Source organism: Moritella viscosa (genome assembly GCF_900120065.1).
Classification (GTDB): domain Bacteria; phylum Pseudomonadota; class Gammaproteobacteria; order Enterobacterales; family Moritellaceae; genus Moritella; species Moritella viscosa.
On the sequence record NZ_FPLG01000076.1, the window covers coordinates 1 to 2,842 of the forward strand.

At 38.2% G+C, this 2,842-nt stretch carries 3 protein-coding genes; 1 reads left to right on the plus strand and 2 read right to left on the minus strand.

Features of this window, described 5'->3' with window-relative positions; translation table 11 throughout:
* Positions 1-339 (plus strand): DUF1097 domain-containing protein (locus BT797_RS10205; RefSeq protein WP_075471954.1); only part of this gene is annotated, 339 nt, incomplete at its 5' end.
* Between the two features lie 93 nt (positions 340-432).
* Here BT797_RS10205 and BT797_RS10210 read toward each other — a convergent pair.
* Both BT797_RS10210 and BT797_RS10215 read right to left on the minus strand, forming a co-directional pair.
* On the minus strand, positions 433-1,299 hold the full coding sequence (locus BT797_RS10210) for a nucleoside-specific channel-forming Tsx family protein (protein ID WP_075471956.1): 867 nt from the start codon (positions 1,297-1,299) through the stop codon (positions 433-435).
* Positions 1,300-1,613: 314 nt separating this feature from the next.
* A complete protein-coding gene (locus BT797_RS10215; protein ID WP_075471958.1) occupies positions 1,614-2,453 on the minus strand; it encodes a nucleoside-specific channel-forming Tsx family protein in 840 nt (279 codons plus the stop codon).
* Positions 2,454-2,842 lie beyond the last annotated feature (389 nt).

A 2,842-nucleotide genomic window follows, 5' to 3' on the forward strand; every position in this document is an offset into this window, starting at 1 on the left:
CCGAAAGCTGGATTTCAGGGTGTATTAATGACTTGGTTCACTAATCTGTCTGGAGTCTTCTGGGCTTGGTTAGCCATCTCCGCCAGTAGTTTTGTCAACGCTCCGCTGCTGGGTTATCTCCTCACAGGTGTAATCACCAGTATTATGTGCCTGCAAGCTAGTTATGCCAAACTGGCGTTTATACCCGGCGCCTTTATTGGTTGCTGCATTACTTTTGCCATGGCTGGCGATGTTTCTCATATTATTCTGCCATTACTAGCTGGCGGCCTGCTGGGTTACGCCATGACACAGTTAACAGCCTGGTTTATTAGCCTTAAAGCAGCGCCACAGCACGCTTAATCTCCTAGATCCAGCGAAGCAGTTTTCGCAATTTCCAACACCGTAATGAGAGCTAGATTATAACTAGCTCTTTAAGCATAACCAAAAATAAAACTAGAATTTATAAGTAACCGCAAAGTAATGAGCAAAACCAGACGAGTCTAAAGCAACTATCCCACCGCCATCTTCAATAGTATAAACATCCTTGTATATTTTCACGCCATAACCTAGAGAGTAGCGAGCTGAGTGCCAGTAAATACCATTAAACATCACACCGCCATGGGTTGTCGTTGGCACGTAAAGATCGTTAATAGCATCCGCACTAAATTGATAATCAACATAGCCCTGATAAGCAATAAAACTGTCATTGTCAAAAGTCACAAATGGCTTAAACCAGTTCATTGAAAACTGAAAACCATTCCAATCCTTGGCATTCAGATCATACAAACCATATAGGTTCATGCCCACCTTACCAAACCAGGGTACCGAGACATCACTACCTACCCCCCAAAACGAATTATTAACACCACCAACTATTGCACCACCATTGCTATCAGTACCTGTAATGCCACCACCGCCCCAATTAAATAAAGTTGCAATGTAAACCTCTTGCACTGGCCCAAACGATAAATCTTTGCCCGTCATTGCATCGAGTGAGAAACGTGGGGCTAATTTCATGAATAGCTTACTTGCACCATTGATTTTGTCCGAATCAGTGGAATCTGTATTGGCTAAATTAAACACGTCTACGTAGCCATACAAATCAAAAATTCCAGAGCGACCACCAAACTCCAATTCAAGATAGTCATGGACTAAATTATCTTCACTACTCGGCTTTTCGTTAACGGCATACATCATATTAAACTGCATCCATCTGTAGTCTTTTTTATGTAGGCCATCGCTATAATCAGCAGCAACAGTAGTATTCGAAAAAATAACTAAAGCGGCACTCAAAAGTAATAATTTATAGATATTGTTCATCAGTTAAATCCCATAATTATGGTATGTAAACGTTGAGCATCAATAAATTCAGTGCAGCTAAATCTAAGTTTATTAAGCTAGATACAATAGACTCATAATTATAGACTAAGCACTACAAACAGCCTTATTGGCTTATAAATCAGTCATAATGAATTATATTACTACTGTAAAACAATAAAATTAAGTTGAAAATAAATTATACAGAAGAGAGCATTACAGGGGGTTATAAGAAGTGAGTAAATTATAGAAAATCAATGGAGTAATATGTGGAGCCACGCTAACCGCGGCTCCACCATTTATTCTAAAATTAGGTTTTAGAATTTGTATGTTGCAGCGAAGTAATGTGCGAAGCCTGAAGTGTCTACCCCACCAAATGCTACACCATCTTCAAGTGTATAAGCATCATTATACGCTTTTAAGCCGTAACCCACAGAGTAACGCTCTGAGTGCCAGTAGATACCATTGAACATAACACCACCACTGCTAACATGATTTGCATCTGTATCAGCACCAAATTGGTAATCGATGTAACCTTGGTAAGAGATGAAACTACCGTTATCAAAGTTAACGAAAGGTTTGAACCAGTTCATCGAGAATTGGTAACCATTCCAGTCTTTCGCGTTGATATCGTATAAACCATAAACATTCATACCGACTGTACCTAACCAAGGCACCATCACATCAGAACCTAGACCGAAGAATGCATTGTTAACATCGCCATTGCCGCCATTCGCGTTTGCAGAACCGCCACCCCAGTTAAATAACGTAGCTATATATACTTCTTGTACTGGACCAAAAGACAAATCTTGACCAGTCATGCCATCAAGAGAAAAACGCGGAGCAAGTTTCATGAACATTTTGCTTGCATCATCTTTCTTATCTGAATCGCTAGAGTCAGAACTCATTAGATTAAATACATCAACATAACCGTATAGATCAACAACCCCTGAGCGGCCGCCAAACTCCATTTCTAAATAATCATGCTTTAGATTATCTTCACCACTTGGTTTTTCACCAACGGCATACATTAAGTTGAACTGTGACCATTTGTAATCATTCTTATGGATATCATCAGAATAATCAGCCGCGAACGCGTTGCAAGATAGAGCTGCAAGAGTTGTTGCAGCTAATGCTACATTTTTAACATTTTTCATCATTACTTCCATTTTATGGTGCACAACTCTGTATGAGTCAGCGCTATTTTTATGACGCGAGTGTATCTAGATTTATAAAAAGTTCAATAAATCTGTAACAAACACAGTATCAAATATTAAAAAATGTGATCAAAGGTCAAATCAACTGCATTACATGTTACGGGCAATATTTTTAACTACATGTGAGTAGTACCGCAGTAAGCTGTTGTTGCAAAAAGACTTATTAAATATCTATTTTATCCATTTAAAATGGGCACTTAATTAAGCTTTTGATTTAAAAGAACTTCATTATTTATTCAATTTAAAAGCAGAATTAACGGCCTACAAAGAAGATGTACAAAAAATGCACAGACAATGAATAAACAATTAAGTAGTTGATAAGAAACAAA